The organism is Enterobacter cloacae complex sp. IR5403 (genome assembly GCF_049238705.1).
Taxonomy (GTDB): Bacteria; Pseudomonadota; Gammaproteobacteria; order Enterobacterales; family Enterobacteriaceae; genus Enterobacter; species Enterobacter hormaechei_C.
Genome location: NZ_JBMKHP010000001.1, coordinates 613,887 through 622,535, shown reverse-complemented (window position 1 = coordinate 622,535; position 8,649 = coordinate 613,887). Strand labels below are relative to the sequence as shown.

At 53.9% G+C, this 8,649-nt stretch carries 6 protein-coding genes; all 6 read left to right on the top strand.

Going from position 1 to position 8,649, the window contains the following annotated elements:
* Positions 1-1,536, top strand: a 1,536-nt coding sequence (locus ACOTW6_RS03000; protein WP_421766229.1) for a type VI secretion system Vgr family protein, incomplete at its 5' end; no start/stop codon positions are given.
* Position 1,537: 1 nt separating this feature from the next.
* A complete protein-coding gene (locus tag ACOTW6_RS02995) occupies positions 1,538-2,044 on the top strand; it encodes a hypothetical protein (protein ID WP_223831766.1) in 507 nt (168 codons plus the stop codon).
* A 208-nt stretch (positions 2,045-2,252) separates the two neighbouring features.
* Positions 2,253-2,693: a DcrB-related protein gene (locus tag ACOTW6_RS02990; RefSeq protein WP_213789443.1), complete on the top strand. Its 441-nt coding sequence runs from the start codon at positions 2,253-2,255 to the stop codon at positions 2,691-2,693.
* A gap of 3 nt (positions 2,694-2,696) precedes the next feature.
* Entirely contained in the window at positions 2,697-7,112 is a 4,416-nt protein-coding gene (locus tag ACOTW6_RS02985) for an RHS repeat-associated core domain-containing protein (protein ID WP_246616013.1), read from the top strand.
* Between the two features lie 8 nt (positions 7,113-7,120).
* Complete coding sequence (locus tag ACOTW6_RS02980) at positions 7,121-7,564, top strand: DUF6386 family protein (protein ID WP_062933874.1); 444 nt, start codon at positions 7,121-7,123, stop codon at positions 7,562-7,564.
* Between the two features lie 653 nt (positions 7,565-8,217).
* Positions 8,218-8,643, top strand: coding sequence for a hypothetical protein (locus ACOTW6_RS02975; protein ID WP_219240891.1), 426 nt, complete (start codon positions 8,218-8,220; stop codon positions 8,641-8,643).
* Positions 8,644-8,649 lie beyond the last annotated feature (6 nt).

Below are 8,649 nucleotides of genomic sequence, written 5' to 3'. Positions count from 1 at the left end.
TCGTACCGTCCGGCGCAGAGCACGGCGTGGCCGCGCACCTACGGCCCGCAGACGGCGAAAGTGGTCGGGCCGCAGGGCGAGAGTATCTGGACGGACAAATACGGCCGGGTGAAGGTGAAGTTCCACTGGGACCGTCTGGCGAAAGGCGATGACACCAGCTCCTGCTGGGTGCGCGTGTCGAGCGCCTGGGCGGGCCAGGGCTACGGCGGGGTGCAGATCCCGCGCGTCGGCGATGAGGTGGTGGTGGACTTTATCAACGGCGACCCGGACCGTCCGATCATTACCGGGCGCGTGTACAACGAGGCCAGCATGCCGCCGTGGGCGCTGCCGGCTGCGGCGACGCAGATGGGCTTTATGAGCCGGACAAAAGACGGTTCCGTGGACAACGCCAACGCCCTGCGCTTTGAGGACAAGGCGGGTGCAGAGCAGGTGTGGATCCAGGCCGAGCGCAACATGGACACCAGCATTAAAAATGATGAAACGCACAGCGTTGGCGGGGCGCGCAGCCATTACGTGAAGAAAAACGAGCTGCATCGCGTGGAAGCGAACCAGACCCAGGCGGTGAAAGGCGGAACTGAGATCCTGACGGGGAAAGGCAAGCTGGATGCGGCGGTGGAGCAGTATGTCATTGCTTCCGGGACGAAGCTGCGGCTGGTCTCGGGCGAGAGTGCTATTGAGCTTAACGCTAACGGCAAAATTAACCTGATCGGCAAAGAGTTCAACTTCTTCGTTGAGGGCGATGGGTATATCACCACGGGCGGTAAGCTGCATCTGAATACGTCGGGCACCAAGCCGGGCACAACGGCACCGGGATCGGGGCATAAAGGGGATATTGATGCGGCGGTGCAGGAGAAGTTTTCTCCGAATAAAAGTGCTAAGAATCCGGCTCCCGCAGCTTCAGCGCCAGCAGCAACCAGACCAAAACCAACAACAAAATTTGCATCAGCGCCACCATTAAAAGGGAGTTACGTCTATCAAAATAATTCCTACAACTCTGATGTGATGCCCTTCAGTGAAGATGTAGTTAAGGAAATCAATAAGTCACCAACGCTTCAGACACAATTAAAAGATCTAAAAGATAAAGGGTGGGCTATTCAACCGGGAGCAGCAGGAGGGGGGAGTTACGCTGATACGAATAACAAATTGATTGTCATGGACCCTGAACACATGGAAGATACAGCCACAACGGTGCAAACTCTGGCACATGAGGCAGGGCATGCAACTTATCCTGTTGCGGTAGATTCTTCGAGTAAGGAAAGCTTCATCAACAGCCAGCTTATGGATGAAGGTGGAGCAACGCTGAATAATATTAAAATACAACGCGAGATCCTTGCAAACGGCGGTATTGATATTGATATAGCGGGAAGTGCCGAAAACCTAAAAGCATATAATTCTGCATATGATAAAATGGTAAGTGGTGAGTTATCTCGCATTGATGCAGCCAAAGCAATAGGGAAAGTGTATGGTAAAGGCGAAATAGCCTCAGGGACTAATCTAAATTATAATGATTACTATGGAGGATTCTATGGAAAGTAGGATGATTAAAGCTACATTCCTCATTGTTCTTCCACTATTTTCAATATTTACCTATGCAGGGCATAATAAAATGAATCAAGATTCGTTGTGGCAAATGATTAAAGAAATGAAATCAGTGTGGGGTAAACAAGTTGAGGATGTCAGTAAACTGTTTAACCAACCGCTGATTAATAATACACAGGAGAAAGAAGACCGTTATACTTCAGCTCCCTTTACGTTAACTGATGGCACACGGATCAGCAATGTGGATGTTCGTTTATGGGGAAATGGTGATAACAGCGTATCTTTGGTTTCTTTCGTAGTTAATCAACCATGTATTACTCTTGATCAAGTCAAATCTCATTTCCCGGATCTGAAATTGTCTAATATCCCTCGCGGAAACACGCCGGGACAATCAGTTGGATATCGCACCCCTACCGATGAACGCGGGCTGGCATGGGCATTTAGCTTTCCAGTTCTGAATCAGGAATGCCTGGGCAGGGTAGTTATGTCACGCTACGAACAATAAGTTGCGAGGCAACTTTACGGGCTGTGAAAGAAGATAATTATCAAACGGCCAATAATATCGCTGCCCCTAAAGTTTTTGCGGAAAAAAAGAAAGTGCTAACGTTCTAATGATCATATTTCTCTGAGTCGCTAAGCAGTAATTAATATTGGCGGTATAAATTTTAGCGCTTTTAATTTTATTTTTCTAATAAATCATCCCGAGTTCACTTATGAAATACACCCTCCAGGAAGGTTCCTTTACCCTTTTTCCTGCTGCCTGGCAGGATAACAGCATGAACATCATTCGTGATGACGAGAGCGGATTATCCGTGGTAGTCAGCCGCGGCGTGATTCCCGATGGCAGCGACTACGAACAAGAGTTTCACCGCCAGTGGGACGTGCTGCGTCCTCAGATGGGTGAGATCGCCCAGAGCGAATTTCAGCACGTACAAGCCGGGCCTGACGGAAAAATTAACGGGCTGGAAGTTGAGACCACCTTTGACCGTAACGGCCAGCGCCTGTGGCAAAAACAGCTGGCCGTGCAGACGCCAGGCAAACCGGTACTGATGATTTTTACCCTCTCGGCCTTAAAAGCCTTTACGGAAGAGGACGAGGCGCGCTGGAGCGCACTGAAGCAAAGTCTGAAGCTAAACGACAACCGGAATGTGTAAGGCATGAGCGATAACAACGCGGCCCGTAAGGGCGACGAGATTATTCACTCCAGCATTTTTGCTGATATAACCAGCATTGTGGCGGAAGGTGCCGCCTATGCGGTGATTGGCGCGGCGGTGGGCGCAGCAGCGACCGTCGCGGCCCCACTGCTGGGAGCCGGGGCCGCAGCGGCAGGCGTGGCGGCGATTGGATCCAGCTGTCTGTTGAGCGGCATTATCGGCGGGGTTCTGGCGAACGTCGCCGGGATCACCGACGATATCAGCAACGCCGCTGAAGGGCTGGGTAACGCGCTTTTCCCGCCGTCGCCCGCGGGCAAAATCACCACCGGTTCGAGCAACGTTCTGACAAATAAACTTCCCGCTGCACGCGCAGCCGGGACGTTAACGCCTGCCGATACCCCGTCCCCGGAGCCTCAGTCGCCGGGCAGCTTTGCCGACTATGCGGGCATGCTGCTCTCCGCTGCCGGACAGTTCGGCAGCGAGATGTGGCAGCCCAGCGTCGCCTCTGCCGCCGCGGGGACCTCGCCGCTGGAAGAAGACAAGGTGGCGTGTGATAAACACTCCGGGCCACAGTATCTGGCGGAAGGCTCTAAAAGCGTCTTTATCAACGGACAACCCGCGGTGCGCGCAAAAGATCGCACCACCTGCGAGGGCACCGTTTCCGACGACGTCTCCCCTAACGTGATCATCGGCGGTGACACGCTCACGGTCCGCGACATTAAAAGCGGCAAAACGCCGGGTCTGGCGCTGGGGATGATTGCGCTCTCCCTGCTGCGCGGGCGTCCTGGCAAGATTCTGAAAAACATGCCCTGCGCGCTGGCTGCTGCCGGTGGCGGGATGCTGGCTGATATGGCCGTCAACGCCGTGTTCGGCTCCTCGCACCCGGTTCACGCCGCCACTGGCGTGAAGGTGCTGAATGACGACGACGAACTCGATTTCTCGCTGCCGGGGCGCTTTCCGCTGCGCTGGCAACGCAGCTACAACAGCCTGACCACCCGCGAAGGGCTTTTCGGTCTGGGCTGGGCTACCACCTTTGACAGCTATCTGGCGCTGGAAGAAAACAACGCCACCTGGTTCGATGAAACCGGGCGCGAGCTGAGCTTTGAACTGCCGCCGGTCGACCGCGCGTTTTACAGCATCAGCGAAGGCATCATTATCCGTCGCAATGAGAGCGGCGACGTGGCGATAGCCGATGATGACGGCGCGGTGTGGCGTCTGTATAAACCGACCCGCGCTAACCCCTCCATCCTGCGCCTGGCCTCCCTCAGCGACGAGTACGGCAACGCGTTGCTGACGGAGTGGGATGAACACGGCAGGCTGATTGGTATCCATGATGAGCCGCGGGCAATCGACGTCACCCTGCGCTATGAAGATGAACGTTTCCCGCAGCGCGTTACCGCTGCCAGCCATTTCGACGGCAACCAGACATGGCCGCTGATGCAGTGGGGGTACGACGCGCGCGGCCAGCTGGCCCGCGCAACGGATGCCTCCGGCGTGGTAACACGTGAATACCGTTATAACGATGATGGCCTGATGGTCTGGCACCTTCTGCCGGGCGGGCTGGAGAGCGAATACCGCTGGCAAAAATTCGACCACTGGCGCGTGGTGGAAAACCGCACCAGCACCGGCGACGGCTGTCGCTTTAGCTACGATTTAGCCGCCGGGCTGACGACCGTCGATCACTACGACGGTCAGACGCGAAAGCATTACTGGAACGCGCAAAACCTGATTGTTCGCTACGTTGACGAGCGCGGTGAGAACTGGCGCTACGAGTGGGATGACAACGAACTCCTCACGCGTCGCATCGATCCGCTGGGTAATGCCGTCACCTTCGTCTATGACGATATGGGCAACCGGGTGCAGGAGATCGACGCCGATGGCAATACCCGCACCACCACCTGGCTGGAGCACCGTGCGCTTCCGGCGTCCATCATCGAAGCCGACGGTAGCGCCACCCGGTTCCTGTATGACGAACATCATGGGCTGAAACGCGTGGTGGATCCGATGGGGCAGACCACGCTGCTGCGTCGGGACGAGTTTGGTCAGGTGGTTGAAGAAGTTGATGCCGCCGGGAATAGCCGCTACCAGGAGTACAACGAAGCCGGGCAGATGGTGCGTGCGACGGACTGTTCGGGCCGTGTGACACAATACCGTTATCATCCGCTGGGCTGGCTGGTGGCTGAGATAAGCGCCGACGGCGAAGAGACGCGTTACCGCTACGACGCCGCGGGGCGTCCGGTGCAGCTCGACCGACCAGAAGGCTGGACCGAGTCGCTCAAATGGAACGAACGTGGTCTGCCGGTGAAGCATGCGGGTGCCGACGGGAAAGAGAGCGAGTTCAGATACGACGAGGCAGGGCGCTTAACCGCCACCCGTAATACGCAGGGTGAAGAGGTGCGCCGCCGCTGGGACAGCCGCGGGCGTCTGATTGCCCTGGAAAACGAAAACGGCGAAGCGTATCAGTTCCGCTGGGGCGCAGACTCGCTGCTGCTGGAAGAGGTGGGGCTTGATGGCGTGGCCTCGCAGTATCGCTACGATGTCTGCGGGCGTACGATAGCGCGCACCTTTGCCGCCGATCATCCGGAGGCCATCACCCACGCTTTCGCCTGGAGCGCGAGCGGCCAACTGGTCGCCCGCACCACGCCGGAAGGGCAGACCCGCTACCACTACACCCCGTCCGGCCTTCTGAGTCGGATTGGGCTGCATCCCGCGCTTTCAGCCGATGCCTGGAGCGCCGAGGCCGAGCAGGAGCTTGTGTTTGAGTATGACGCGCTCGGGCGCGTCACGCGCGAAACGGGCGAACACGGGGAGCTGGCGTGGGAGTATGACGCGCTGGGTAACCGCACCTCCGTCACGCTGCCCGATGGCCGGGAGCTGAAACAGTTCTACTACGGCAGCGGGCATCTGCTCAGCATCGCGCTTGATAAGCTCTCGGTCTCCGACTTTACCCGCGACGAACTCCATCGTGAAACCAGCCGCACCCAGGGGCTGCTGACCACCCGCAGTGAATACGATCGTCTTGGACGACTGCATCGCCGGGACGTCTTTACCGGCAATGCCCAGCGCCCGTCGCCGCGCCGCTGGTCCCGCCGCTGGGATTACGACTATCGCAATAACCTGGTGCGGGAAGAGCGGGACGATAACCCGTTCAGCTGGTACCGCTGGCAGTACGACAGCGCCGGACGTCTGCTGGTTCAGGACGGCACGCTGCCCGGCCAGGAGCAGTGGCGCTGGGATGCTGCCGGTAACCCGCTCGAAGGCTTTGCTGAGAAGGTCACTCACAACCGCCTGACGCAGCTGAACGGCATTCGCTGGCGCTATGACATCCACGGCCGCACCGTGGAGAAGGATAACGGCCAGACCCGCTGGCACTACCGCTACGACGGCGAGCACCGCCTGACGGAGGTCATCAGCCAGCCGCGGGACCGCAACAGGCCGCAGACGCAGGTCAGCTTCCGCTATGACCCGCTCGGGCGACGCATCAGCAAAACGCGCCGCCAGATGCTGTTTGGGCAGCCGACCGGCAAGCCGGTCACCACCCGGTTTGTCTGGGAAGGGTTCCGGCTGTTGCAGGAGGTGCACGGGGATGTGCCGCTGACCTACGTCTACAGCGATCAGGACAGCTACGATCCGCTGGCACGTATTGACGGCGTTGATGCCCCGGAAATCTTCTGGTTCCACTGCCAGCCCAACGGTACACCGGAGCGGATGACGGATAGCGAAGGGCAGGTGCGCTGGGAAGGGGTGAACAGTGCCTGGGGCAAACTGCTGCGGGAAAGCGAGACGCAGGTATCAGGATATTCTCAGAACCTGCGTATGCAGGGGCAATACCTGGATCGTGAGACAGGGCTGCACTACAATCTGTTCCGGTATTATGACCCGGACTGCGGAAGGTTTACGCAGCAGGACCCGATAGGGCTGGCGGGGGGGATAAACCTTTACCAGTATGCGCCGAATGCGCTGGGGTGGGTGGATCCGTGGGGGTTGAGTAGATGTTCTGGAGGTACACGCTTAACTGTCAATAAACCGAAGATTTTAAGCAGCACAAAGCTGTCATCAACTGAGAGAAAATTCCTCGAAAGACAGTTTATGAAAAAAATGAATGCCTTAAACCGAGCGGCTCAAAGAGGAGAGTTAGTTTGGTCTCCTGGCACCCATGAGGTTAGGATTTCATCTTTGCAAAGTTCTTACAGGCAGGCTGTTTCTGCACGCTTTGAAAAAATGTTTGGCTCAGCACCTGATCTAAGTAAGTTAAACGCTGATCATCCTGTTGATTTAATTGTTGGAGGTTCGCCTACACAAAGATTACAAATGCTGAACGAAACTATTAATAAAAGTGTCGGTAGTTCTTTGAAAAATGCAGGCAGAAAGGCGGGGCTTCAGCCCGGAGATGCCATCAGTGAGATAATATTTCAATAGGGGGTAAAATGAATAAATCTATTAATATACAGACGGATACTGCCACATTAGTAATTTATGATTTAATGTCATTAAAGCATAGGATTAATGATGATGCAGATTGGTGGAGTCTTCCAGAAGATGAAGTTGAAGAAATAAATAAAGGGAATGTGTTATTTCTCAATCTTGGAAATGATGGTACCTATAAAGTTGATATTAAAAATGACATTGGTGAATATACCGGATCGTTATTTTTAAACGTACCTACTGGAAAGGTTTTCATAGGGGCGGGAGAGGATGTCACGGGCGGAGATCTGGAGCCAGATGATTCAGATGCTATTTCAGGCGAGTTTATTACTTTAGAACCTGGTAGTTACGAGGTTAAATATAAAAAGCATGGTTCAGATGTGCTAATTTCCTTTACAAAAACAACGTTTACTGAAAATTCATTAGAAGAGGGTGTTTATCTCTGAATGAAAATCCACGCCTTGGCGTGGATTTTTTCATCCAAAAAATGTTAAATAATTAATTAGTTCACCACGTAGCCATTTTTAACACTATTCTTTTTTCCTTCTGCACGCATCTTGCTTGCTTTTCTCGCGCCTTGCTTACCCTTGTCTTCAATAAGCTGTCAGTATACTCGCGACGAACAACTCTACCCTGAGAAAAGCCCCCAGTGGCGGCTGATCTCCGCAGCGAGTAATACCGCCTTGGGCGACGGCATCGCCGGGACGTCTTTACCTGCAATGTCAGAAATTTATGGGAAGAACCCCTGGGTAAAATAGTAAAACTGGACGTGAAGTAATTGCACGAATGCGAGGAGAAGGACGTATTCGTGGTACGGGCGATAGGATGTAATTTAAAAGCTCAACTGATGGTAAATAGTACCGTATTCAGGATGCGGACATGGCTCATTTAACAGATACTGGAATCAGAAGGGTGGCTACTATGGTCCTAAATCTCGTGAGGTCAGAGCCTTTATGAGAGATTCCAGGAATTATGAACTTGAATATTATGGCAACAATCGGTCTCAGGGGGCACTGCTACCTGATAGATATAAAGATTCCGCTGATTTTATTGGCCCACAGGAAAAATCCCAATATTTCCAATGAAGGAGCATTGTTCCATGAAAGGCCTTGAAGACCCAAAAATTGAATCCGAAATTAACTCCTTTGTTGAAAAAGGAAACGAGTTTCACGATGATAAAAAATACGTCGAGGCTTTAGAGCAATACCAAAAAGCCTGGCAAGCTCTTCCTGAGCCAAAGCTCGAATGGGAGCTCGCCAACTGGATCTCTGCCTGCATATACAGCGCATATTTTGATCTCGCGGTTTACGCTGAGGCAAAGAAATGGGGAGAGACGACATTACGGACACGTGGATCAGATATAGACACTGCACCCTTAATCGATCTCGGCATGGTCTGTTATGAGTTAAATCAATTCGAGGAAGCGTATAAATATTTTAACGATGCTTATGACTACGGCAAAGAGCGTGCGTTTCAGGATAGACCTAAAAAATATCTAGAGTTTTATCTGCGCAAAAGGGGATAAGTTCGT